This window comes from Serratia sp. Res13-Sevr-LER1-36-b (genome assembly GCF_015673035.1).
Taxonomy (GTDB): Bacteria; Pseudomonadota; Gammaproteobacteria; order Enterobacterales; family Enterobacteriaceae; genus Chania; species Chania fonticola_C.
In genome coordinates this window covers 21,821-44,726 of record NZ_JADACK010000021.1, presented here as the reverse complement: position 1 = coordinate 44,726, position 22,906 = coordinate 21,821, and the positions used below count along the sequence as shown (strand labels likewise).

The window sequence follows — 22,906 nt, the reverse complement described above, 5'->3', positions numbered from 1 at the left end:
CAGCCCGTTGCCGCCGCGCCATCGGAAGGGATACGATGCCTGCCTTTATTGTTTCGCTGTGGCACCAAATAGTGCTGTCTTTGCCGTTATTTGTGCTGATCGTGCTGGGATATGGCCTTATCCGTTGGGGAAAGTGGCCAGCGACCATCACCGATGGCCTGACCCGCTTCGTGTTTTCCCTCGCCCTGCCCGCCATGCTGTTTCGCATGATGTGCGATTTCTCACAACGTCCGGCGGTGGATGCCCGCCTGCTGATCGCCTTCTTCGGCAGTTGCCTGATTGTCTTCGTGATCGGCCGCATTGCCGCACGGCGGCTCTTCAAGCTGGACGGCGTTTCGGGTTCGGTATTTGCTCTAGGCGGCATTTTCTCCAATAACGTCATGCTTGGCCTACCGATCGCCACGGTGATGCTGGGAGAGGAGGCCATCCCATCGGTTGCTCTGGTGCTGGTCTTTAACGGCTTGATTTTGTGGACGTTGGTGACCATCTCCATCGAATGGGCGCGCAATGGCTCCCCTACGCTGCAAGGATTTATCAAAACGGCGCGCAGCGTGCTGACCAATCCGCTGATTATCGGCATCCTGTCTGGTACGCTGTTCAGCCTGACCGGCCTGCCTCTGCCAGTGTTTGTCGATCAGCCGGTCAGCATGCTGGGCCAGGTGGCGGCTCCGCTGTCGCTAGTGGTACTCGGCATGGGGCTGGCGGAATACCGTATCAGCGAGGGTTGGCAACTGAGTAGCGGCATCTGCTTCCTCAAGCTGATCGTTCAGCCGATGGTGGTCTGGCTGCTGGCTTGGTCAATGGATTTACCCCCGATGGAGACCCGTGTGGTGGTACTGCTGGGATCAATGGCCGTGGGGGTAAACGTCTACCTGATGTCGCGGCAGTTCAACGTGCTGACCGGCCCTGCTGCTACCAGCCTGGTGATGTCCACCGCGCTGGCGGCGATCACCACCCCGTTAATCCTCACCATTATGGGGGTCAGGGTGTAGCCGGAAGCGGCGCCTGCGGTATTACCGGAGCAGTCTGGTTAAAGGGATTAACCGGCTGATTGCCGTTTTGCAGCATCTTGCCAGTGGTCATCTGTGGCTGCATCGGATTGTTATTGCCGTTATAGGGCAGCATTTTGGGCTGGTTGACCTTGAGTTGATAACCCTGCTGCTGGCGCTGCTCCATCTGCTGATTGTTCAGCATGCGCTGTTGTTGTGCCTGCTGGTTGCGCTGGTTAAGAAATTGCTGTTGCTGGCTGAGCGTAGTGACGCCGTTTTCCGCCACAGCCAACCAGGGCAGCCACAGCAGGGTGGTGATAATAAGGTGACGTTTCATGTTCTACCTCCGGTTCTTTCCGTAGTCTTAAGCCTAACGTAGTCAGGCAAAATTGCTCGTTAGTTTATTTTACACTCAGACGTAAACCTCCTTTGCGCCACATTGTTGTTCTGCTTCCGCTACAATCGCCCTTTCGGATCTTTTAGGGTGAACTTGTCGTGCTGCTTCTGGTTATTACCACCATTTTATGGGCATTTTCTTTTAGCCTGATCGGCGAATACCTGGCAGGCAATGTCGACAGCTGGTTCTCGGTGCTGATGCGCGTTGGGCTGGCGGCGCTGGTGTTTCTGCCGTTCCTGCGCTGGCGCAATATCAAGCTGAAAGTGATCCTGCTGTATATGCTGGTGGGCGCCTTCCAGCTTGGCATCATGTATCTGATCAGCTTCCGTGCCTTTATCTATCTGACCGTGTCGGAATTCCTGCTGTTTACGGTGCTTACGCCGCTGTATATCACGCTGATTTACGATCTGATCAGCGGCCGCCGTCTGCGTTGGGGCTATCTGTTCAGCGCGTTGCTGGCCGTGCTGGGGGCGGCGATTATCCGCTACCACCAACTGAGCGATCACTTCTGGTGGGGGTTGCTGCTAGTTCAGGCGGCGAATATCAGTTTCGCCATCGGCATGGTGGGTTACAAACGCCTGATGGAAGTGCACCCGCTGCCGCAACATACCGCATTTTCCTGGTTCTATCTGGGCGCGGCGGCAGTAGCGGTGGTCGCCTGGTTCCTGTGGGGTAATCCGAACCAGCTGCCAACCACCAACCTGCAATGGGGCATTTTGGTCTGGCTGGGCGTGGTGGCTTCCGGGCTGGGCTACTTTATGTGGAATTACGGGGCGACACAGGTGGACGCCGGTACGCTGGGCATCATGAACAATATGCATGTGCCCGCGGGCCTGCTGGTTAATTTTGCTGTTTGGCATCAGCAGCCGCACTGGGCCAGCTTTATTATCGGCGGCTCGGTGATTGTCGCCTCACTATGGGTACATCGCCGCTGGGTTGCGCCGAAAGGTATCCATTAACGTCAGATGCCAACTCGTAGGGGGCGCTGCATGTTGCGCTCGCTTAGATAACTAAAGGGGCCCGTTTGTGGGCCCCTGCCGATCTTACCTTCTGCCACCCATGCCCCCATGGAAGCGCGGCTCATAGTTGCTGCGATCGAACGGGTGATGTTCCCCTTGAAGGCGCTGTTCCGGCGCTCTTTGCTGCATTCGCTGCTGTACCTGTTGCTGTTGTTGCTGGTTAAAGCGCGGCTGTTCTTGCAGGGCAGGGGCTCTTTGTTGCAACCGTTGCTGCACTTGCTGGTGCTGTTCCTGATTCAGGCGCGGCTGCGTTTGTAAGGTCTGTGCCCGCTCGGTCTGACGTTCATCGCCGCGTTGGCGGGCCTGCTGGGCGCTGCTGACCTCTGCCGGAGGCTGGCTTTTGACAAACTTGCCGCTGGCGTTCATCTGCTGCCAACTGCCGTTGTTGTATTGATAGATATTGCCATCGCGCCCGGCGTAGACGTGATCGGGGCCGATAACCACGCCACCCTGCGTCACCTGGCCGGTTTCCTTGTTGTAATGCACGTAGCCTGAGCCGTACGTCACGCCATTTTTCCCGGCGGTGGTAAAGCTGCCTGCCTTACCACTCCCTTGTGGCGTGGTTCCACTGATGCTTTGGCTGTGGGTCACGCGCCCGGTCTTGGTGTTCACGCTGTTGCGTTCTCCCCCGGCGATGCCGTTGCCGGTATTCGGGTTATAACCCCCGGCGCCGTTGGCGGCCACTGCTCGACCGGTCTGCGGATTAAAACGTACGCCGCCTGCACCGCCGTGGGTGATGCCGTTATTACCGTTGGTATCGCGCCAAGCATAACCGGCTCCGTGGCCGCCGGTGGCGTTATTGTAAAAACTGCCGCGTACGTTGCTCCCGTAATGGCCGTTCCACGGGTTGCTCCAGTCACTGCGCACGCCTTGCGCCACGGTATTACCCCAGTGGTTATAGACGTTATAAACCGACACGCCGCCTCCCCAGTAGCCAGGATGATATGGCGGATAGTAACCGTACCAAGGGCCCCACCAAGGTTGGCTCCAGGCACTGCCCCAGATCCAGCCGCTGACAAAGCCAAAGCTCCAGCCGATCGCCGGGTCCCAGGCAAAGCTGCTGCCGTAACCGTAGGTAGCCGGGCAGCTGTACCAGACGTTACCCACCCAGGCGTTGCAAGGATAACCGGTGCCATACACCACCACGCCGTCGCTGGCCACGGTGCCGTAATAGCCCGGCGTATAGCCGACATATACCACCTCGCTGGTGCTGCTGTAGACGCGAACATAGGTGACGTAATGCAGAGGGGAATTGGTTGGAATGGTGTAGATCACCGCCGGGACGTTGGCGGTCACCCCCCACGGGCCTTGTGGAGCCGTGGCAGCAAACCATACGCCGTTTTTCACTGCAAAGAAGCTCTTGCCGTCTACCTTGATCACCGGCACATCGGTGTTCCAGGCATATTGCAGTGGCGTGCCGTCGATCGGCCTGAATTTGGCGCTGCCGCCATCATAACTGACCTGAAGTGCCGCTTTGTTGCGTGATACCTTGGCCGTCTGCGGCACCGAGTTGGCGATCAGTGCCTCGCGAGCCTCTGGCGTACCAGGGAGCGAGGCCAGTACCGCGCTTTTTGGGCTGTTGGACGGGATATTGCTAAAGTCTGCGGGCAAAGCGCTACCGGCAACATATTGCCATGGGCCATTGGTGGAATCGGCTCGGAACCAGCGGCCAGACACCAGCACATACCAGCGGTTATTTTGCTGGTCATCGACAAACACATCCGAAGGTGTATTGGCCACGTAAGACAGCTGGGTGCCATCAATCGGCATAAATTGCGGTTCGCCGTCGATCTGGATCAGCTCTGCTGGCTCAGTGGAGACCGTGATCTGAGCAGGCTTGGTGACCAATGTTTTATCCTGCGGCCCGGTGGTGACCAGCTTACTTTTCACTGCGGCCTGCATGGCCTGGGTCAGCTCTGCCGGTACCGTGATTTTTTGCACCCACGGCCCGCCAAGGTCTGGTGCGGTATACCACTGATTGGCGAAGTAGATATATAGCATGCTGTCTTTTTTTAACAGCAATGAGCGGGTATTGATGGCGCGTTCCACACCCGATTGCCCGATAGCCTGCCAGGCGGGTTGCCCATCAAGTAACACCAGCGTGGCGGGTTGGAAAGCGAACAGGATTTTTGGTGGAGCGTTGTTTACCTTCACACCCAGCGGCGGGACCTGATCCTGAATGGCCAGATCGGACTCCAACTGGTCAAGGCTGACCAAGAGCGTTTTGGCAGGAAGTTGTCGTAATAATGCTAGATAATGCTGTTTATTGGCGTTATCTGTCGGGAAGTTCACCTTCTCGATAGTGATGTTGTCCAGTGTAACCTGCCGTTTTTCCTTGTCGGTACCGGTACGGGCGCTGAACCAGGCGACGCCGTAGCTGATTTTGTCCTGTTTTTTACCGTTGGCATCGGTCAGGGTACCGGTTTTCACCGCGACCACCATGCGGCCTTTCAGCAGGTTATCTTGCCAACTGTCGAGCTGCGGCTGGTGCAGCTCCATGGAGGTGCCGGAAAGAGTCACGCTGTGTGGCCAGGGAGCAACCGCTTCGGCCGCCCATAACGTTGAGCTGGCTAACAGCGCCAGGAGAAGGAACCCTTGATAACAACCACGCAGTATTCGCATAAGCGCCTCGGAAAAGCTGATAATTTCGGTGGGGGAATGGTCCCCGATGAAATTACTGTAACCGCTTTTGCCGAATTTGCCTGATACAGAGTGTGTGTAAAATTAGACTGGCAGTCTTTTCCAAAGGTCAGCTCAAGGAAGTTAAGGACTTGGCCCCCGCAAGGTTGGCGCTGGGCCTGGCGGCATCACGCACGAACGGCAGATGATCGCAAGCGTGCTGACGTGCCGAACGGATAAAGGCTTCGGTGACCGTCTGGCGCTGCTCGCCGTCACGAGTGGCGGCATATAACCGGCTCCACAGGCCATCCCCGAGCGTCTTGGTGACCACCAGTCCCTGGCGCTCAAAACTCTCCACTACCCAGTGCGGTAACGCGGCGATCCCCATTCTGGCTGACACCATTTGAATCAATAACAGCGTGTTATCGACGTTTTTCAGCGCCGGGCTGACGCCTGCCGGTTGCAGGAAATGGCGCCAGATATCCAGCCGTTGGCGCTGTACCGGGTAGATCATCAGCACTTCATCACTCAGGTCTGCCGGTTCAATGTGCGGCTTATTGGCCAGCGGGTGATCGGGGGCCAGGATCAGCCGGACTTCAAAGTCGAACATCGGCGAATAGTGCAGCCCGCTGCGCGGCAAGATATCCGAGGTCAACACCAGATCCAGTTCCCCTTGCTGCAAGGCCGGTTGCGGATCGAACGTCACGCCGGATTTGAAATCCATCACCACCTGCGGGAAATAGGAGCGGAAGTTGTCCAACGCCGGAGTCAGCCACTGAATACAGCTGTGGCATTCGATGGCGATGCGCAGCGTGGTTTGATGCGGCTCGTGGCAGGCTTGTAACGCCTGTTGGATCTGCGGCAATACCTGTTCTGCCAGCTGTAGCAGGATCTCCCCCTGAGCGGTAAAGCGCAGCGGCTGGCTTTTACGAACAAACAGCTTAAAGCCCAGACGCTGCTCCAGATCGCTGAACTGATGCGAAAGGGCTGACTGTGTCTGATGAAGCTGTGCGGCGGCGGCGGCCAGGGAGCCGGTATTACGCAGAGCCTGTAGGGTCCGTAAGTGTTTCAGTTCGATCATGAGAGTCCTTCACAGTGACAGTGAAAATATTGCGCTTGTGGATCATACAGTACCTGCGGATTATGGATGTGTAAACATCTGGACGGCTAAATGGGAAATATGACGATGACAATTCTAAATCACACACTGGGTTTTCCACGCGTTGGTCTGCGTCGTGAACTGAAAAAAGCGCAGGAAAGTTACTGGGCAGGTAATTCAACACAGGAAGAGCTGTTGGCGGTTGGCCGCGAGCTGCGCGCTCGTCACTGGCAACAACAACAGCAGGCCGGGGTGGATTTGGTGCCGGTTGGCGATTTCGCTTGGTACGATCACGTGCTGACCACCAGCCTGCTGCTGGGCAACGTCCCGGCGCGTCATCAAAACCAGGATGGCTCGATCGACCTCGATACCCTGTTCCGTATTGGCCGTGGCCGCGCACCCACCGGTGAACCTGCGGCGGCGGCGGAAATGACCAAATGGTTTAACACCAACTACCACTACATGGTGCCTGAGTTTACTCAAGGCCAGCAGTTCAAACTGGGCTGGACTCAACTGCTGGATGAAGTTGACGAAGCATTGGCGCTGGGTCACAAAATCAAGCCGGTGCTGTTGGGCCCGGTAACCTATCTGTGGCTGGGCAAGGTGAAGGGTGAGCAGTTCGACCGCCTGTCGCTGCTGAACGATATCCTGCCGGTCTACCAGCAAGTGCTGGCTGAGCTGGCCAAACGCGGCATCGAGTGGGTACAGATCGACGAACCTGCGCTGGTGCTGGAACTGCCTAACGCCTGGTTGGAGGCCTTTAAACCGGCTTACGCCGCGCTGCAAGGCCAGGTCAAACTGCTGCTGACTACCTATTTCGACAGCATTGGCCATAACCTAAACACCATCCGCGAACTGCCGGTGCAGGGGCTGCATGTGGATCTGGTCGCAGGCAAAGATGATGCCGCTGCCCTGAACAACGCGTTGCCGAAAGAGTGGGTGCTGTCGCTTGGGGTGATCAATGGCCGTAACGTCTGGCGTGCCGATGTGAGCAGCTGGTTTGAACGCCTTCAGCCGCTGGTAGGTAGCCGCCAGCTGTGGATTGGCACCTCGTGCTCGCTGCTGCACAGCCCGATCGATCTGAGCGTGGAAAGCCGCCTGGACGAAGAAGTGAAAAGCTGGTTCGCCTTTGCACTGCAAAAATGTGCCGAGCTGGCGTTGTTGAGCTCAGCTCTGAATGCACCAGGGGCAGACAAACAAGCCAAACTGGATGCTTATAGCGCACCAATCCGCGCCCGCCGCCAATCCAGCCGTGTGCATAATGCACAGGTTGAAAAACGCTTGGCGGCTATCACTGCCAAAGACAGTGAACGTCAGCGCCCTTATGAACAACGTGCCCAGGCTCAGCGCGATCGCTTTAATCTGCCTGCCTGGCCAACCACGACCATCGGCTCCTTCCCGCAGACCACCGAAATCCGCGGCCTGCGCCTGGACTTCAAGCAGGGCCGTCTGGATGGTAGCAACTACCGCACCAGCATCGGCGAACATATCAAGCAGGCTATCGCCGAACAGGAACGCCTGGGGCTGGACGTGCTGGTGCACGGCGAAGCCGAGCGTAACGACATGGTGGAATACTTCGGCGAGAACCTGGACGGCTTCGTGTTCACCCAAAATGGTTGGGTACAGAGCTACGGTTCCCGCTGCGTGAAACCACCGGTGATTATTGGCGATATCAGCCGCCCGGAAGCCATCACCGTAGAGTGGGCCAAATTTGCCCAGTCGCTGACCGACAAGCCGGTAAAAGGCATGTTGACCGGCCCGGTGACCATTCTTTGCTGGTCCTTCCCACGTGAAGATGTGACCCGTGAAGTGATCGCCAAGCAGATTGCGCTGGCACTGCGTGACGAAGTGGAAGACTTGGAGAAGGCCGGTATCGGTATCATCCAGATCGACGAGCCTGCACTGCGCGAAGGCCTGCCGTTGCGCCAGTCCGATTGGGCCGCATACCTCGACTGGGCGGTGGATGCCTTCAAACTGAACGCCGCCGTGGCGCAGGACGATACCCAGATCCACACCCACATGTGTTATTGCGAGTTCAACGACATCATGGATTCTATCGCGGCGCTGGATGCCGACGTGATCACCATCGAAACCTCTCGTTCCGATATGGATCTGCTGGAAGCGTTCAAAGAGTTCGACTATCCGAACGAAATCGGGCCGGGCGTTTACGACATCCACTCGCCGAACGTGCCAAGCGTAGAATGGATCGAAGCGCTGCTGCGTAAAGCGGCGCAGAACATCCCGGCAGAACGCCTGTGGGTCAACCCAGACTGCGGCCTGAAAACCCGTGGCTGGCCAGAAACCCGCCAGTCGCTGGCTAACATGGTGCTGGCAGCTCAGCGCCTGCGTGACCAGGTTGTCTGATCCAAACGCGATGTTTTTACTCAAGGGCGCTTCGGCGCCCTTTTCTTGTTCTACTCCCGCGTTTTCCTCGCCGCTATTGGTTATTATCAAGTCTCGTTGTCCACTTGGTTTGAAGGATTATTCCCGATGAAACACCCGCTGGTGGCCGTGTTGGCTCCGCTGCTCGATGATGGGCAGGGGATCCGGCAGGTTTATTTTGCCGGTAATCAACATCCGGCCCCGGAGCTGGCCTATCAGGTAGGCTTTCCGCGCCTTGAGCTGGTGGTGGATGGGGAGCAGGAAATGGAGTGGGAGGGCAGCCAGGGAGTGCGGCAACAGCAGATACTGCTGCCGGGGGATGTGCTGTTTGTCCCGGCGCAAGGCTGGAACAGCCCGCGCTGGCAGCAACCGACGACCACGCTCAGCCTGTTGTTTGGCAAGCAGCAACTGGGCTATAGCCTGTTGGGCTGGGATGGGGAAAATACTCTGCCGCTGGGTAAGGATAACGTGGCGCGCCGTGGCCCGCGCGTGGGGTCGTTTATGTTGCAGGCGCTTAACGAACTCTCCTGGCACCAGAGCGATCAGCCCACTGCGCGTTTCCTGGTGAAGGGCTTGCTTAGCCATGCGCTCGATCTGTTTGGCACCTCGGTGAGAACCGCCTCACGTAGTCAGGCGCTGTTTGATGCTGTGCGGGGTCACCTGGAGGAGCATTATCGTGAGCCACTCACCCGTGAGTCGGTGGCCCAGGCATTTTATATCTCACCGAATTACCTTTCTCATCTATTCCAGAAGGCTGGTGGCATCGGGTTTAACGAATATCTCAATCACGTGCGGCTGGAGCAGGCGAAGCACCTGCTTAAACGCTATGACATGAAGGTGAAAGAAGTGGCGCACGCCTGCGGGTTTGTCGACAGCAACTATTTCTGCCGCCTGTTTCGCAAGAACACCGAACGTTCCCCGTCGGAGTATCGCGGCCAGTATCACAGCGAGCTGAGCCCCTCACCCCAACCCTCTCCCACAGGGAGAGGGAGCTGATAGCCCCTGTTCTTTTGCAGGTAAAGAGGCCATCTCAGTAAACGCAATCGTCCCCCTCATCCAAGGTGAGTCACTATAATTTCAGAGAGGCTCGATCGGTCCCCTCTCCTTGGGGAGAGGGTTAGGGTGAGGGGGCTAACACAGCAGTTAAACCACGCGGATATGCGTTTCCTGGGGTGAAGCGGCGGCCTTGCGTACCGCACTGAGCGCCTTTTCTGGCGTGCGTAGAAAGGTGTTGATGCCGATCTGCACGCAGCGGTGATGTTCAAAACGCTCACTTTCCGCCAGCAGAATGTCGCTGATCAACAGCACCACGTCGGCCTGCGCCAGATCGTCCGCCGTCAGAGAATTTTCAATCCCCAATGCGCCCTGGGTTTCTACTTTGACCGGCCATTTCTCCTGCGTGCACAGTTTTTCCAGCCGCTCGGCAGCCATGTAGGTATGGGCGACCCCGCTGATACAGGCCGTTACCGCTACGAGTTTTATCGTCATGTCAGCCCCTTTGCTTCTGTTCAACCGCCAATGATCACTCGGTAACCTGCCTGTTGCGCCATCGCCTGCAAGGGAGCGATCTGTTGCTCTGTCGGGGCTGCTACGCCGCGCATGGCATATTCGCGCCCCAGCAGGGTATATTTCGCCTCGCCATACTGATGAAAAGGCAACAGGTGGATCTCTTGTAGCCCAAAAGGCGCCAGAAATGCCAGCACCTGCGCCATATTCTCCGTGCTCAAAGTGTAGCCGGGTATTAACGGCAGGCGTGGGATCAGGTTAACTCCGCGCTGCACCAGCGCAGTAAAGTTTGCCAGTACCCGTGGCAGATTGATGTTCAACTGATGTTTGGCGGCCTCGGCATCCATGATTTTCAGGTCGAACAGGATTTGATCGCAGTATTCTGCCAGGGCCAGCACTTGGGCCTGGGAGGCATCTCCGGCGGTTTCGACGGCGGTATTGATGCCCAACGCCTGCAAGCGCTGCAACAGCTGGGTGGCAAACTCGGCCTGCATCAGCACTTCTCCGCCGGAAAGCGTCACTCCGCCGCCGGAAGTGCGATAAAACACCTCATCCTTGAGGATTTGCTGTAACAACGCCTCCAGCGTGATGTTCTGCCCGATCAGTTCCATCGCCCCACTTGGGCACTCTTGTGCGTCGTTCAGGCAGGGCTGGCAGCGTAGGCATTTGGCCTCGCGGCGTACGCGGTGGATCTTGCCCGACATCGACTCCGGGTTGGCACACCAAGGGCAGCTATGTGGGCAGCCTTTGAAAAATACCACGGTGCGGATGCCGTGGCCGTCGTTCAGCGAATAACGCTGAATATTGAAGATCCGGGCCTGCGGCTCTGCGGGTGTTGCCCGGGAAAACCCGGGCGTGATCAGGTTACAGTTGATGCGCTGTACGGCGGATGATGTCATCCTGGATCTCCTTCGACAGCTCCACGAAGAATGCGCTATAGCCGGCAACACGCACCACCAGCCCTGCGAAGTCCTGTGGCCTGGCCTGCGCTTCCTTCAGCGTTTCGGCATTCACCACGTTGAACTGCACGTGCTGTAGCTTGAGCTTGGTAAAGGCTCCGAGGAAGTCTGCCAACTTGTTCAGCCCTTGCTGGCCTTCCAGCGTGCTGGGGGTGAATTTTACGTTCAGCAGCGTACCGTTGGAGAGCAGGTAGTTATCCAGCTTACTCACCGATTTGAGTACCGCCGTCGGCCCCTGGCCATCCTGGCCGAGCATGGGTGATAGCCCACCATCCGCCAGCTGTTCCCCTGCATAGCGCCCGTCTGGCGTGGCACCCACCACCGCACCCAATGGCACGTGGGCAGAAACGGTATAAGAGCCAGGGGTAAATTGGCCGCCACGCGGGTTACGATACTGTTCCACCTCTTTGCAGTAAAATCGCAGCAGATCGGCGCTGATAAGGTCAACTTCGTCGATATCATTGCCGTATTTGTCAAAGCGGTTAATCAGCCGTGCGCGGATCTTTTCCCCTTCCGGCGTGGCAAAGTTGGCCTTCAGCGTGGCCAGCAGTTCATCAAAGCTCAGGCGTTGTTGATCGAACACCAGGCCTTTCAGGGCAAACAGCGAATCGCTCAGGTTGGCGATGCCGATGCCCTGCACCCCGGAGAAGTTGTAACGTGCACCGCCTTCGGTGATGTCTTTGCCGTGTTGCAGGCAGTCATCAATAAAGGAAGACAGCAGCGGCACCGGTGCCCAGTCGCGGTGGCCGATATCGCAGATGTTGCTGCCTTCGGCCATCAGCCGGACGTAATGGCGGATTTTTTCACGAATGTGATCCAGCAATTGCGGATAGGTGAGGCTAGCGTTGCCTTCGTTATCCAGCAGCGTCAGCTCCATCACTTTCAGCAGGTTGAACATGGCAATGTCGTGCAGGCCGTAGGTACGCCCTGGGATCGACAGCTCAACACAGCCCACCACCGCATAATCGCGGGCATCTTCCAGTGAGACACCACGGTTCAGGAACGCTGGCACCACCACTTCATCGTTAAAGATTTGCGGAATACCGGTGCCGAGGCGGATGGTTTCGGCGGTTTTCAGCAGGAATGGCCGATCGATAAACTCATTGACTCGCACGCCCAGGTTCGGCTGTGGTAGGCGGATATTCTGGTACGCATCCAGGCACAGGAACGACAGCACGTTTACCGCGCTGCGGCCGGTTTCCGTCAAGCCGCCCAGCAAGATGGTGTAGCCGGTAGGGAAACCCGCGAAATAACGTGCGCTGGAGGTGGAGCGTAGTAGCACGATGTCGTTGCATTTCACCCACAGGCTTTCCAGCAACTCCTTCAGGAAGGCCGGATCCTGCCCCTGATTGAGGGAGGCTTGATAAAACGCCAGCATGTACTGATCGAAGCGGCCCAGCGACAGTGAGCTGGCGTTGGATTCATACTGCAAAATGATGTTCATATACCAGAACAGCTGGCACGCCTGGTAGAAATCCTGCGGCTTGTGGTGGGCGTTGTGGCTGGAGATCTCGGCGATGCGCAGCAGCTCGGCGCGGCGAGTCTCATAGCTGCATTGCTCCGCCATTTGGCGTGCCAGGCTGGCATAGCGCAGGATATGGCGCTGTGAGGCTTGTAACAGCAACAATGCTGCGGCATAGAACGCGTTGTCTGGCTGCTGCTGCGCATGGCTTTGCAGTTCGGCTAGCAGGCTATCCAGGCCGTTATTCAGCAGGCGCGGGTAATCAATGATGATGTGTCCCTGGCCCTTGTCCGTCTGGTTGACGCTGAAAATCTGGGTCTGGGTGGCGGTTTTAACCTCCTCTGACATCTGGCCGTTGATGAAATCCTTCATCGAACGCTTTTCCCAATAAGGGTAAAGCTGCTCGCGATATACCTGTTTGTCCGCTTCGGAAATGGCAAAGCGATCCTGCGGACGGGTTGGGAAAGCATCCAGCTCTTTCAGCAGCCAGTAAGGGTCCATCTCTGGCGACACGATCCCGGCACGCGGCTTCACCGTACGGTTACCGGCAATCAGCTCATCTTCCCGCAGGGTGATCGCTACGTGATCAAGAATATAGGCGGTTGCCTTGGCACGGCGGATAATGGTGGGTTCTCCCTCGGTCTGCCGGTGGCTGGCGGTATAGAGCAGTGCGCGTTCGAGTGAGATTTCACGCGGGGCGGAGAACAGGGCGGCTTTTAGACGTTCGATCCGGGAGAGCATCACATTTTCCTTTTGTGCGGTAATGAGGGCGGGAAAACCCGGCACGTCGTGCCGGGCTGGCTCTTTGGTTAGGCCTTTTGCGCTAAATGGGCGGCAATTTTCTCCATGATGGCATCGGCACGTTTTACCGCATCGCTGATGGCCACGCGCACCACTGTTTTCCCTTTAAAGCGTTCTTCAAACTTGATGCCGATATCCTTGGTCAGGATCACCACGTCGGCGGCGGCCACGTCTTCGGCCGTCAGTTCGTTTTCCAGGCCGATGGAGCCTTGGGTTTCCACCTTGCACTGCCAGCCTTGAGCTTTGGCGGAGCGCTCGATGGCCTCGGCAGCCATGTAGGTATGGGCAACGCCAGATGGGCAAGCGGTTACAGCGATAATCATGGTCATATTCAATTCCTCAACGTTATCCGTCGTCTCTCAAGACGCAGCCTGAGAGCGTATTTATTCAGTTAATTTCGAAATCCAGATCCAGATCGTTTTCCTGTGTGGTCTTGTTGGCCTGTTTCTTGGCGGCAAAGCTTTTCAGCAGGTTAACCAGCAGGGCAGTGACTACCATGCCCACCAGCAGCGCGGCTACGTAGCCCAGCTTGCCTTCAACTACCGGCAGCACAATCAGACCACCCCAACCGGCGTAGCACTGTGCTCCCACCAACGCGGCGGTTACGGCGGCGCAGGCAGAACCGATCATGATGGAGGGGATCACGCGCAGCGGATCGGCGGCGGCGAACGGGATAGCCCCTTCAGTAACGCCGACGCAGCCCATCAGCAGCGCGGCTTTACCCGCTTCGCGCTCTTCCGGGGTGTAGTATTTGCGGCCAATCAGCGTGGCGAATCCCAGGCCGAGCGGCGGGGTGGCGATGGCAACGGCCGCGATGGCGACCACCGAATACACGCCCTGAGCGACGCAGATCAGCATAAAGGCGTAGGCCACCTTGTTAACCGGGCCACCCATGTCAAACGCCAACATCAGGCCCATGATGATGGCCAGCACTACGATGCTGCCCTGCTGCATACCTTGCAGCCAGTGAGTCAGGCCGTTGGTCAGCGCGCCAACCGGTTCGCCCAGGCCCCACATCATGATGCCTGCGGTAAGCAGGGTGCCGATGATTGGGATCACGAAGATCGGCATCACCGAGCGCAGGATCTTCGGCACCGGGATCTTCTTGAGGTAGAAAACAATAATGCCGCCCAGCAGGCCAGCAATGATCGCCCCGAAGAAGCCAGCCCCGAAGGACGCGCCCACCCAGGCCCCAATCGCCGAGGGAGCCAGTGCGGAGCGATCCGAGATGGAGTAGCCGATATAGGCCGCCAGGAAAGGCACCATCAACGTCAATCCGGCCACGCCGATATCGAACAGTTTTTTCAGGTTAGGGTCCGTTGCCGCATCGGGGACTGCCCCTTTGCCATACAGCATCACGGAGATGGCCAGCAAAATGCCGCCGGCGACCACAAACGGGATCATATGGGAGACGCCGGTCATCAAGTGCTGGCGTGTGTTTCTTAGAATATTGAGTAGCTCTTTCATCGTTCACTCCCTGGCCGCGACCAGCGTGCTTCTGAGATAAAACCACCGGGGAATGACCCCTGATGGATAAAGGTTGTTGGCTATCACAATAGGCATCTGGCGGTACTATCAACAGTGGATAAAATTGCCATTTACTGGATTTTTGTATTGTCAGGAGAAAAGTGCGATCTAACTCAAAGTGTGCGACAGAATAAACCGGGCTTGTGGAAACGGGCTTTGTGAGCGGTATCGCATTTATGCCGTCAGGATACATTTGTCCAGTGTTTGACATTTTTATCCGATAGCCCTGGGCCGCGCTGCGCTTTTATCCTTGTGGCAAACCGGTGTTGTTCACCGCTGCTTTGGTATGAGGAAAGAGTGATGGCGAAAATAGTGACGTTTACCTGCGTGCTGCCCAACGGGGTACATGCCCGCCCAGCCAGCCATATCGAAACCCTGTGCAATGGTTTCCGTTCCCGCGTTGAATGGCACAACTCACGTAGTGGCCTGCGTGGCGACGGTAAAAGCGTGTTGTCACTGATCGGTACTGATACTTTGCTGGGCGATGAATGCCGCATCACCATCGAAGGGGAAGATGAACAGGCGGCGTTTGAGCGCCTGAGCCAGTTTATCCAACATGAATTCCCGCACTGCGACGAAGCACTGCCGCAAGTGGATGGCCAGGCGGAGCAGGAACCTATCCCGCAGTCTCTGGCTAACCTGAACCCAACGCTTGTGCGCGCTCGCTCCGTCAACCAAGGCACCGCTAATGGCAAACTGGTGCATCTGGCGCGGGTGGATTTAAACGCCCTGACGTTGCCGCCTACGCAATCTGTTGAGCAGGAGCAGCAGCAACTGGCCGAAGGGTTGACGCGCTTTGGCAAGGCGCTGGATTTGCAACTGATGGGCGGTAACGGCACCACCACGGCGGTGCTGGAAGCGCATCGCTCCTTGCTGCGTGACGGCGCATTCCGCCAGCACCTGCTTGATGGTGTGCTGGCCGGGGAAAGCTGTGCCGCCGCCATTGTGGCCACCGCAGCCCACTTCAGCCAGCAACTGGCACAGTCTGCCAGTGCCTATCTGCGTGAGCGTGAACTGGATATTCGTGATGTCAGCTTCCAGCTGTTACAGCAAATTTATGGCGAGCAGCGCTTCCCGGCGCAACAGGCGCTAAGTGTAGACAGCATTTGCATCACCGATGAGCTGACCCCGAGCCAATTCCTGGAGCTGGACAAGCTTTATTTGAAAGGCCTGCTGCTGGGCAGCGGCGGTAGCACCTCGCATACGGTGATCCTGGCACGCTCCTTTAACATTCCAACTCTGGTTGGCGTTGATGCCGCTGCAATGCTGCCATATTTGAATCAATCGGTGCAGATCGACGGCGATCTTGGGCTGGTGGCCTGCGATCTCAGCGAACCGGTTCGTCGTTACTATCAGCAGGAGCAGTGGCTGAGCGAGCAGATCCGCAGCCAGCAAAGCGCCTATCTCGATCAACCGGGGCGCACGGCCGACGGTGTGCGGATGGAAGTTGCCGCCAATATCGCCCATGCGGTAGAAGCAGAGGCGGCCTTCAGCAACGGTGCAGAGGCAGTAGGCCTGTTCCGTACCGAAATGCTGTATATGGATCGCCTGACTGCGCCTTCCGAAGATGAGCTTTACAACATTTACTGTCAGGCAGTGGAAGCCGCCGCAGGCAAGACGATCATCGTGCGCACCATGGATATCGGCGGCGACAAGCCGGTGGATTATCTGAACATCCCGGCCGAGAACAACCCGTTCCTCGGTTACCGGGCGGTGCGTATCTATCAGGAATTCCTGCCGCTGTTCCGCACCCAGCTCCGCTCGATCCTGCGCGCTTCGGCACACGGTCCGCTGAAGATCATGATCCCGATGATCTCCTCAATGGAAGAGATCCTGTGGGTGAAAGATCAACTGGCCGAAGTGAAGCAATCGCTGCGTGCCGGGCAGATCCCGTTCGACGAAAAAATCCCGCTCGGCATCATGCTGGAAGTGCCTTCGGTGCTGTTTATCATCGACCAGTGCTGTGAGGAGATCGACTTCTTCAGTATCGGCAGCAATGACCTGACGCAGTACCTGCTGGCGGTGGATCGTGATAATGCCAAGGTCATCAAGCACTACAACAGCCTGAACCCAGCGTTCCTGCGTGGGTTGGATCATGCCGTGCGTGAAGTGCACCGCCACGGTAAATGGATCGGCCTGTGTGGCGAGCTGGGAGCGAAAGGTTCGGTGTTGCCACTGTTGGTGGGGATGGGGCTGGATGAGATCAGCATGAGCGCGCCTTCCATTGCCGCCACCAAAACCCGCCTGGCCAAGTTGGATAGCCGCGAATGCCGTTTACTGCTCAACCGGGCCATGGCCTGCCGTACGTCGCTGGAAGTTGAGCACCTGCTGGCCCAGTTCCGCATGGAGCAAAGCGATGCGCCGCTGATCACGCCGGACTGCATTGCCCTGGGGGCCGATTGGCGTAGCAAAGAAGAGGTGATCAAAGGGATGGCGGATAACCTGCTGCTGGCCGGACGCTGCCGTTACCCACGTAATCTTGCCGCCGATTTGTGGGCGCGTGAGGCGGTATTCTCCACCGGGCTGGGCTTCGGTTTTGCCATTCCGCATACCAAATCTGAACATATTGAACAGTCCACCATCAGCGTGGCCAAGCTGGCGCAGCCGGTCGTCTGGGGGGATGAAGAGGCGCAGTTTGTGATCATGCTGACCCTTAATAAACATGCCGCCGGGGACCAGCATATGCGGATTTTCTCCAAGCTGGCGCGGCGCATCATGCATGAAGGTTTCCGTGACGCACTGGTGAACGCAGTGTCTGCCCAACAGGTAGAAGCGTTGCTGAAACAAGAGCTTGAACTGTAATCCATTTTTGGGCGCTGCGGCGCCCTTCATTTTTAGCCTTGAGGAGCAACTATGGAACTCTATCTGGATACTGCCGACATCAATGCAGTGAAACGCCTGGCACGTGTGTTGCCGTTGCAAGGGGTGACAACTAACCCGAGCATTGTGGCTGCGTCACACACGTCGCTATGGGAAGTGCTGCCTGCTTTACGCGATATCATCGGTGGCGAAGGAAAATTGTTTGCCCAGGTGATGGCGGCCACGACCGAGCAGATGGTTGAAGAGGCGGTGATGCTTCACCGGCGCGTTCCTGGCCTAGTGGTGAAAGTGCCGGTGACGGGGGAAGGGCTGGCAGCGATCAAAATCCTGAGCGGCATGGCTGTTCCAACGTTGGGCACGGCGGTGTATGGGGCGGCGCAGGGGCTGCTTTCTGTCTTGGCAGGGGCGGAGTACGTGGCGCCTTATGTTAACCGCGTGGATGCCCAGGGCGGCAATGGTATTGCTACCGTGCAGGAGTTGCAGCACTTGTTAGAACTGCACGCTCCGCAGGCCAAGGTGCTGGCCGCCAGCTTCAAGACTCCGCGTCAGGCGCTGGAGTGCCTGTTGGCAGGTTGTGAAGCTATTACCTTGCCGGTTGATGTCGCAGAACAGTTGATCAGCGCCCCGGCGGTGCAGGCGGCGGTTGAGAAGTTCGAGCACGATTGGCACGGTGCGTTTGGCACTTTGTCACTGAGCTAAGTAGGTGGCTTAACTGACAAGCATCAGGGGCACCTGCTGCCCCTGAAACTGCTGATGATATTCCTCACCCAACTTGGCATGTAGGGATGCGCCCCTCTATTTCACACCATGCTGGCTGAACCAGGCCAACATGCGCTGCCATCCGTCGGTGGAAGCCTCCGCGTCATAGCTTGGCCGGTAATCGGCGTGGAAAGCGTGACCCGCTTCTGGATACACCACGATTTCCGCATCGGCATTGGCCGCACGGATCGCCTGGCGCATGGTTTCCACCGTTTCCTGCGGAATGCTGCCATCCTGGCCACCGTATAGCCCAAGTACCGGCGCTGAAAGATCGGTCGCGATATCAACCGGGTGCTTCGGCGAATTCAAGGTTTTCTCCCCCACCAGCTTGCCGTACCAGGCCACAGCCGCTTTCAGCTGCGGATTATGCGCGGCATACAGCCAGGTGATGCGGCCGCCCCAGCAGAAACCGGTGATCGCCAACTTGCTGGCATCGCCGCCGTGGCGCGTTGCCCAGTGCGCAGCGTGATCCAGATCGGCCAATACCTGGCTGTCTGGCACTTTGCTGACCAGCTTTTGCATCAGCTCGCTGATTTCGCTGTACTCTCTGGCATCGCCCTGCCGGAAATAGAGCTCTGGAGCGATGGCCAGATAACCCTGCTTAGCCAGACGGCGACATAGATCCTGAATGTGTTCATGCACGCCAAAAATTTCCTGCACGACCAGCACAATTGGGAACGGCCCTTGATGATGGGCCGGTTTGGCGATATAGGCTGGCAGATCGTCCCCCTGCGAAGGGATGGTGGTTTCCCCCACGTGTATATCCTGCACATCGGTCAGAATGGTTGAGGTGGCCAACGGTGCGACGGCCGGGGTAAATCCCCCTTTGGCCTGTTTTAACGTTATTTGTTGTTCTGTTTTCATTGATTGCAGGCTCCATGCGTTAGAGAAAAAGCGCGGCAGTTAACTATAGGCAGATTAGCGCTTATTAGCACAGCATGGCGAATTTTCGCGCAGGATAGCAATGACTGCTCAGGCAGCAACTTGGTATAAACTGAGTGGAGATTAAGCGTGCTAGGGTTTTTTATGTGATTTAAATAACAAAAATAATGTAGATGAATTTCTGTTTCTTTATTCAAGGTGATGATCATCACGAAATTTAACAGCGATTGTCAGTAGAATCTCTGTTTGTTCCTCCCAAAAACCGTATCCATGAGGAGTCTCCCATGTCTCAGTCTGACGTTTTCCACCTCGGTCTCACTAAAAACGATCTGCAAGGCGCTACATTGGCCATCGTCCCTGGCGATCCGCAGCGTGTTGAGAAAATTGCCAAGCTGATGGAAAACCCGGTTCACCTGGCTTCCCACCGCGAATTTACCTCTTGGCGTGCAGAACTGGATGGCAAGGCAGTGATCGTGTGCTCAACCGGTATCGGTGGCCCGTCTACCTCTATTGCCGTTGAAGAGTTGGCACAGCTGGGCATCCGTACCTTCCTGCGTATCGGCACGACCGGTGCCATTCAGGCCAATATCAACGTGGGCGACGTGCTGGTGACAACTGCAGCTGTGCGCCTCGACGGTGCCAGCTTGCACTTTGCCCCAATGGAATTCCCGGCAGTGGCGGACTTTGCCTGTACCACTGCGCTGGTTGAAGCCGCCAAGGCCTGCGGTGCTACCACGCATATCGGCGTAACCGCCTCTTCCGATACCTTCTACCCAGGCCAGGAGCGTTACGACACCTATTCCGGCCGTGTGGTCAGCCGCTTTAAGGGCTCGATGGAAGAGTGGCAGTCGATGGGCGTGATGAACTATGAAATGGAATCCGCCACCCTGCTGACCATGTGCGCCAGCCAGGGCCTGCGTGCGGGAATGGTTGCCGGTGTGATCGTTAACCGCACCCAGCAAGAGATCCCGAATGCGGAAACCATGAAGAAGACCGAAAGCCAGGCGGTGCAAATCGTCGTCGAGGCAGCTCGCCGTCTGCTGTAATCCAAATCCTCGTTAAAAGCGGGCCGTTTGACGGCCCGTTTCCCCTTCTGTTACGGTTATCCCCCTCTGCGTCATGCTGCTGGCCTTCTGTTGTTGGTGTTTACCGATTGCTGGCTGATGTGGCGGCATATCCCGAGACAATCAATGTAAGGACGTCTATGACCGCTCAGATCCTGCTCCATCCTTCACTTGCGCCGCTTGACGGTGGTATCAACTTCCGCGATTTAGGCGGCAACAGCGTGGCCGATGGCCGCCGTATCAAACGCGGGCTGCTGTTTCGTTCCGGTGCTCTGGATCGCTTGAGTGAAAACGACTGTAGCTACCTGGCTCAGATGCCAATGCGTTCGGTGCTGGATTACCGCGACTTCGACGAAGTGCAGGCCAAACCTGACGTGCTATGGTCGGGAGCCGACTATTACCACGTGCCGGCCAATCCACTCAGCAGCGAAGTGAATGCCAACCTTGAAAAACTCACCGACGAAACGCTGGCCAAGTTTGATGCCCGGGCTTTTATGCTGGAGCTGTACCGCCGCCTGCCGTTTAATAACGCCGCCTATCGCCAACTGGCGCAGTTGCTGGCTCAGCCCGAAGGCGGTGCGATTGTGCAGCACTGTGCGGTAGGCAAAGACCGTACCGGAGTGGGTTCGGCGATGGTGTTGCTGGCGCTGGGCGCGGATGAGGCTACGGTAATGGAAGATTATCTGCTGACGGAAACCACGCTGGCGAGCTACCGTGAGCACATGCTGGATCAGATCTCTAGCCGCCTGAACGACGCTTCGGTGGCGCAGTTTGCCTATGTGCTTAGCGCACGTGAAGAGTTCCTGGCGACCGCGTTGGGTTGCATTCATCAGCAATATGGTTCCAGCAGCCGTTGGTTGGAAGCCGAATATGGGCTGGGGCAACGCCAGCTCGAGACGTTGCAGGCGCTCTATCTGGAATAACGGCGCCATGTTTAACCGGAGCTTAACCAGTGAGGTAGGGTACTACGTATCCTTGAGGTCGGATCCGTTCTCAAAAGGAGCAGGCTATGAGCCTCAATGACGTGATTAACTGGGTTAGCGAAACAGTGCGCCAGCATGAAGCCTGGGCGATCCCGATCGTTTTCTTCCTGGCGTTTGGCGAGTCGCTGGCCTTCCTCTCGTTGTTGTTGCCTGCCACGGTGATTCTGCTGGGGTTGGGGGCGTTGATTGGCGAGAGCGGCATTGCCTTCTGGCCGGTCTGGGCTGCGGCCGCCGCCGGTGCCTTCTTTGGTGACTGGCTCTCCTATTGGGTAGGCTATCACTATCAGGGGCGTGTCGCTCATATGTGGCCGCTGTCACGCAATCCACAGCTGTTGGTGCGTGGCCATGCGTTTTTTGAGCGATGGGGCGTGCTGGGCATTTTCTTTGGGCGCTTCTTCGGGCCCTTACGCGCCGTGGTGCCGCTGGTGGGGGGCATCTGTGCCATGCCGCAAACCGCATTCCAGATTGCCAATGTGGCCTCGGCAATGGTCTGGGCTTTCGGCATCCTGGCACCTGGCGCCTTTGGTATCAAATGGTTTACCCAGTGGATGGCATGAACCGGTGCCGTGCCAATTAGCCTCATATTTTAATTATTCAGCGTCACAGTGAGAATTCGATCACGAATTTATCCTTATCCGGTGCTTTTTAATTCCCTTATTTTTTTAACAGTGTTACTTTCCCAATAAGTGGATTGTTACTGTGAATAAACAGGCAAAACCCAAACCCGTTGACAAACCAATGTCATGGGTTTGGGTTTTTTTTCGCCCTTATTTTGGCAAATGATCTGCCGATGATTAAAAAAATTAACCTATAGACGTTATTTTGTTCACTAAGGAAAAAGTAATGAAAATTAAAACCTGGCTACTGGCCTCCGTAGTTGCCGTTTCCTCTGCTGCGGCTTTCAACGTAACAGCCGCGCAAAGCGATAGCGTCGATATCTATTTTGCTCGCCACGGTAAAACGCTGCTCAATACCTACGATCGCGTGCAGGGCTGGGCTGACTCACCACTGACACCGGCTGGGATCGAAACCGCGCGCTATCTGGGTGCCGGGTTGAAGGGGATCCCTTTCGATAGCTTCTACACCAGCGACGCTGGCCGCCAGCGTGAAACGATGCAGGTGATCCTCAAGGAAATGGGCAAGTCGGATGCCAAGGTCACGGAACTGACCGACCTGCGCGAAATGTTCTTCGGCGGTTTTGAAGGGCGCGCTAACGCAGAAATGGCCGACGCTGCTGCCAAGAAGCTGGGCCTGGCCTCTGGTGCCGAGATGTTCAAGCAAATGGGCGAAGGTAAGATCAGCCTGATCCCGATGGTGGATGCCATCACGCAAAGCGATGATAAGCAAGAGGCGGAAAGTGCGCTGCAGGTCAAAACCCGTATGCAACGAGCCTTGCATACCATGGTGCAGAATGCCGTAAAGAATGGGGATAAAAACATCCTGGCGGTCTCTTCCGGGCTCTCGATGCAGATGATGATTTCCGATATGACCGATAACCCTAACAAAAATAAGCCACTGACTAATGCGGCAGTCGTCAAGATGACTTATAAAGACGGGAAATATACCGTAACCGATATTGGCGATATGACTTATGTCGCTAAAGGGAAAGCGTTACTAAATAAAGCACCTTGATTATTA

19 protein-coding genes are annotated in these 22,906 nt (G+C 56.9%); 10 read left to right on the top strand and 9 right to left on the bottom strand.

Annotated features, from left to right (window positions below):
* Positions 1 to 35: 35 nt before the first annotated feature.
* Positions 36 to 992 (top strand): AEC family transporter, encoded by a 957-nt coding sequence (locus IMQ33_RS17025; RefSeq protein WP_098929121.1) that lies wholly within the window; start codon positions 36 to 38, stop codon positions 990 to 992.
* On the opposite strand, the gene IMQ33_RS17020 is transcribed toward IMQ33_RS17025, so the two are convergent.
* Entirely contained in the window at positions 982 to 1,326 is a 345-nt protein-coding gene (locus IMQ33_RS17020; protein ID WP_161712637.1) for a hypothetical protein, read from the bottom strand. The genes IMQ33_RS17025 and IMQ33_RS17020 overlap by 11 nt on opposite strands.
* Before the next feature lie 158 nt (positions 1,327 to 1,484).
* Here IMQ33_RS17020 and IMQ33_RS17015 point away from each other — a divergent pair, with 158 nt between their 5' ends.
* Positions 1,485 to 2,345: a carboxylate/amino acid/amine transporter gene (locus IMQ33_RS17015; RefSeq protein ID WP_196062384.1), complete on the top strand. Its 861-nt coding sequence runs from the start codon at positions 1,485 to 1,487 to the stop codon at positions 2,343 to 2,345.
* A gap of 84 nt (positions 2,346 to 2,429) precedes the next feature.
* Here the strand turns inward: IMQ33_RS17015 and IMQ33_RS17010 are convergent, their stop codons facing one another.
* Together IMQ33_RS17010 and metR are read right to left on the bottom strand one after the other, a co-directional pair.
* The gene (locus IMQ33_RS17010; protein ID WP_196062383.1) at positions 2,430 to 5,027 is read right to left on the bottom strand and encodes a hypothetical protein; all 2,598 of its coding nucleotides are present in this window, start codon (positions 5,025 to 5,027) and stop codon (positions 2,430 to 2,432) included.
* Positions 5,028 to 5,154: 127 nt separating this feature from the next.
* Positions 5,155 to 6,105: an HTH-type transcriptional regulator MetR gene (gene metR, locus IMQ33_RS17005; RefSeq protein WP_196062382.1), complete on the bottom strand. Its 951-nt coding sequence runs from the start codon at positions 6,103 to 6,105 to the stop codon at positions 5,155 to 5,157.
* A gap of 105 nt (positions 6,106 to 6,210) precedes the next feature.
* Here metR and metE point away from each other — a divergent pair, with 105 nt between their 5' ends.
* The gene (metE, locus tag IMQ33_RS17000) at positions 6,211 to 8,487 is read left to right on the top strand and encodes a 5-methyltetrahydropteroyltriglutamate--homocysteine S-methyltransferase (protein ID WP_196062381.1); all 2,277 of its coding nucleotides are present in this window, start codon (positions 6,211 to 6,213) and stop codon (positions 8,485 to 8,487) included.
* A gap of 126 nt (positions 8,488 to 8,613) precedes the next feature.
* Positions 8,614 to 9,501, top strand: coding sequence for an AraC family transcriptional regulator (locus IMQ33_RS16995; protein ID WP_196062380.1), 888 nt, complete (start codon positions 8,614 to 8,616; stop codon positions 9,499 to 9,501).
* A gap of 147 nt (positions 9,502 to 9,648) precedes the next feature.
* On the opposite strand, the gene IMQ33_RS16990 is transcribed toward IMQ33_RS16995, so the two are convergent.
* The 5 genes from IMQ33_RS16990 to IMQ33_RS16970 form a co-directional block, all read right to left on the bottom strand.
* On the bottom strand, positions 9,649 to 9,993 hold the full coding sequence (locus IMQ33_RS16990; RefSeq protein WP_065685033.1) for a PTS fructose-like transporter subunit IIB: 345 nt from the start codon (positions 9,991 to 9,993) through the stop codon (positions 9,649 to 9,651).
* Between the two features lie 20 nt (positions 9,994 to 10,013).
* Positions 10,014 to 10,910 carry a [formate-C-acetyltransferase]-activating enzyme gene (locus IMQ33_RS16985; RefSeq protein WP_065685034.1) on the bottom strand — a complete coding sequence of 299 codons (897 nt, stop codon included), beginning with the start codon at positions 10,908 to 10,910 and terminating at the stop codon, positions 10,014 to 10,016.
* Positions 10,876 to 13,173, bottom strand: coding sequence for a formate C-acetyltransferase (locus IMQ33_RS16980; protein WP_196062379.1), 2,298 nt, complete (start codon positions 13,171 to 13,173; stop codon positions 10,876 to 10,878). Before IMQ33_RS16980 ends, IMQ33_RS16985 begins: the two co-directional genes overlap by 35 nt.
* A gap of 68 nt (positions 13,174 to 13,241) precedes the next feature.
* Entirely contained in the window at positions 13,242 to 13,562 is a 321-nt protein-coding gene (locus tag IMQ33_RS16975; RefSeq protein ID WP_021181481.1) for a PTS fructose-like transporter subunit IIB, read from the bottom strand.
* A gap of 58 nt (positions 13,563 to 13,620) precedes the next feature.
* Positions 13,621 to 14,700: a PTS fructose transporter subunit EIIC gene (locus IMQ33_RS16970; RefSeq protein ID WP_196062378.1), complete on the bottom strand. Its 1,080-nt coding sequence runs from the start codon at positions 14,698 to 14,700 to the stop codon at positions 13,621 to 13,623.
* Positions 14,701 to 15,060: 360 nt separating this feature from the next.
* On the opposite strand from IMQ33_RS16970, the gene ptsP reads away from it, so the two are divergent.
* The gene (gene ptsP, locus IMQ33_RS16965; RefSeq protein WP_196062377.1) at positions 15,061 to 17,562 is read left to right on the top strand and encodes a phosphoenolpyruvate--protein phosphotransferase; all 2,502 of its coding nucleotides are present in this window, start codon (positions 15,061 to 15,063) and stop codon (positions 17,560 to 17,562) included.
* Positions 17,563 to 17,613: 51 nt separating this feature from the next.
* Positions 17,614 to 18,279 carry a fructose-6-phosphate aldolase gene (gene fsa / locus IMQ33_RS16960; protein ID WP_196062376.1) on the top strand — a complete coding sequence of 222 codons (666 nt, stop codon included), beginning with the start codon at positions 17,614 to 17,616 and terminating at the stop codon, positions 18,277 to 18,279.
* Positions 18,280 to 18,375: 96 nt separating this feature from the next.
* Here fsa and IMQ33_RS16955 read toward each other — a convergent pair whose 3' ends face one another.
* Positions 18,376 to 19,203, bottom strand: a complete 828-nt coding sequence (locus IMQ33_RS16955; protein ID WP_065685038.1) for a dienelactone hydrolase family protein — start codon at positions 19,201 to 19,203, stop codon at positions 18,376 to 18,378.
* A 302-nt stretch (positions 19,204 to 19,505) separates the two neighbouring features.
* Here IMQ33_RS16955 and udp point away from each other — a divergent pair, with 302 nt between their 5' ends.
* From udp to IMQ33_RS16935, 4 genes are all read left to right on the top strand, one after another.
* Positions 19,506 to 20,267 carry a uridine phosphorylase gene (gene udp, locus IMQ33_RS16950; RefSeq protein ID WP_024485456.1) on the top strand — a complete coding sequence of 254 codons (762 nt, stop codon included), beginning with the start codon at positions 19,506 to 19,508 and terminating at the stop codon, positions 20,265 to 20,267.
* 158 nt (positions 20,268 to 20,425) lie between these two features.
* Positions 20,426 to 21,208 (top strand): tyrosine-protein phosphatase, encoded by a 783-nt coding sequence (locus IMQ33_RS16945; protein WP_065685039.1) that lies wholly within the window; start codon positions 20,426 to 20,428, stop codon positions 21,206 to 21,208.
* A gap of 86 nt (positions 21,209 to 21,294) precedes the next feature.
* The gene (locus IMQ33_RS16940) at positions 21,295 to 21,825 is read left to right on the top strand and encodes a DedA family protein (protein ID WP_065685040.1); all 531 of its coding nucleotides are present in this window, start codon (positions 21,295 to 21,297) and stop codon (positions 21,823 to 21,825) included.
* Positions 21,826 to 22,117: 292 nt separating this feature from the next.
* Complete coding sequence (locus IMQ33_RS16935) at positions 22,118 to 22,900, top strand: histidine phosphatase family protein (protein ID WP_248006653.1); 783 nt, start codon at positions 22,118 to 22,120, stop codon at positions 22,898 to 22,900.
* Positions 22,901 to 22,906 lie beyond the last annotated feature (6 nt).

What these genes read in the sequence shown, in the direction of transcription:
- IMQ33_RS17025 (WP_098929121.1), top strand. Translation starts at nt 36, where the DNA reads ATGCCTGCCTTTATTGTTTCGCTGTGGCACCAAATAGTGCTGTCTTTG.
- IMQ33_RS17020 (WP_161712637.1), bottom strand. Translation starts at nt 1,326, where the DNA reads ATGAAACGTCACCTTATTATCACCACCCTGCTGTGGCTGCCCTGGTTG.
- IMQ33_RS17010 (WP_196062383.1), bottom strand. Translation starts at nt 5,027, where the DNA reads ATGCGAATACTGCGTGGTTGTTATCAAGGGTTCCTTCTCCTGGCGCTG.
- metR (WP_196062382.1), bottom strand. Translation starts at nt 6,105, where the DNA reads ATGATCGAACTGAAACACTTACGGACCCTACAGGCTCTGCGTAATACC.
- metE (WP_196062381.1), top strand. Translation starts at nt 6,211, where the DNA reads ATGACAATTCTAAATCACACACTGGGTTTTCCACGCGTTGGTCTGCGT.
- IMQ33_RS16995 (WP_196062380.1), top strand. Translation starts at nt 8,614, where the DNA reads ATGAAACACCCGCTGGTGGCCGTGTTGGCTCCGCTGCTCGATGATGGG.
- IMQ33_RS16990 (WP_065685033.1), bottom strand. Translation starts at nt 9,993, where the DNA reads ATGACGATAAAACTCGTAGCGGTAACGGCCTGTATCAGCGGGGTCGCC.
- IMQ33_RS16985 (WP_065685034.1), bottom strand. Translation starts at nt 10,910, where the DNA reads ATGACATCATCCGCCGTACAGCGCATCAACTGTAACCTGATCACGCCC.
- IMQ33_RS16980 (WP_196062379.1), bottom strand. Translation starts at nt 13,173, where the DNA reads ATGCTCTCCCGGATCGAACGTCTAAAAGCCGCCCTGTTCTCCGCCCCG.
- IMQ33_RS16975 (WP_021181481.1), bottom strand. Translation starts at nt 13,562, where the DNA reads ATGACCATGATTATCGCTGTAACCGCTTGCCCATCTGGCGTTGCCCAT.
- IMQ33_RS16970 (WP_196062378.1), bottom strand. Translation starts at nt 14,700, where the DNA reads ATGAAAGAGCTACTCAATATTCTAAGAAACACACGCCAGCACTTGATG.
- ptsP (WP_196062377.1), top strand. Translation starts at nt 15,061, where the DNA reads ATGGCGAAAATAGTGACGTTTACCTGCGTGCTGCCCAACGGGGTACAT.
- fsa (WP_196062376.1), top strand. Translation starts at nt 17,614, where the DNA reads ATGGAACTCTATCTGGATACTGCCGACATCAATGCAGTGAAACGCCTG.
- IMQ33_RS16955 (WP_065685038.1), bottom strand. Translation starts at nt 19,203, where the DNA reads ATGAAAACAGAACAACAAATAACGTTAAAACAGGCCAAAGGGGGATTT.
- udp (WP_024485456.1), top strand. Translation starts at nt 19,506, where the DNA reads ATGTCTCAGTCTGACGTTTTCCACCTCGGTCTCACTAAAAACGATCTG.
- IMQ33_RS16945 (WP_065685039.1), top strand. Translation starts at nt 20,426, where the DNA reads ATGACCGCTCAGATCCTGCTCCATCCTTCACTTGCGCCGCTTGACGGT.
- IMQ33_RS16940 (WP_065685040.1), top strand. Translation starts at nt 21,295, where the DNA reads ATGAGCCTCAATGACGTGATTAACTGGGTTAGCGAAACAGTGCGCCAG.